This window comes from Bradyrhizobium sp. NBAIM08 (genome assembly GCF_020193935.1).
Taxonomy (GTDB): domain Bacteria; phylum Pseudomonadota; class Alphaproteobacteria; order Rhizobiales; family Xanthobacteraceae; genus Bradyrhizobium; species Bradyrhizobium yuanmingense.
The window spans coordinates 1-437 of record NZ_JADYVR010000461.1; the positions used below are offsets into that span (position 1 = coordinate 1).

At 65.4% G+C, this 437-nt stretch carries 1 protein-coding gene; it reads right to left on the bottom strand.

What is annotated here, in order from left to right:
* The coding region (locus I6F37_RS40440; RefSeq protein ID WP_225154441.1) for a hydantoinase B/oxoprolinase family protein at nt 1–324 on the bottom strand (324 nt) is incomplete at its 3' end.
* Between the last annotated feature and the right edge of the window lie 113 nt (nt 325–437).

A 437-nucleotide genomic window follows, 5' to 3' on the forward strand; every position in this document is an offset into this window, starting at 1 on the left:
CTTCACGTCCATGAGGTGCGTGCCGCCGAGGTACGGGTCGTTGACGATGAAGACGTCGCCCGGATGCAGCGCGATCTTCAGCCGATTCACGCGCTCGATCACGGCCTGCACCGTGAACTGCATCCTGCCGACAAACACCGGCAGGCCGAGCTCGCCCTGCGCGATCAGCTCGCCGCTGTCGCGGTGGTAGATGCCGTCGGAGCGATCGAGCGCCTCGGCGATCACGGGGCTGAACGCGCTGCGAACGAAGGCGAGGTCCATCTCGTTGCAGACCTGCATCAGGCCGTTCTGCAGGACCGAGAGCGTGATGGGGTCGACCGTCATGTCCGCCATTTTGCGACTCGGTTCGATGTTCGGTGAGTAAGCGCGCCGGAGATCGCCGGGTATGTCCCGGCTTGGGCGTCGCCCCTTTCGCCTTGTGACGAGCACCCTGGCGC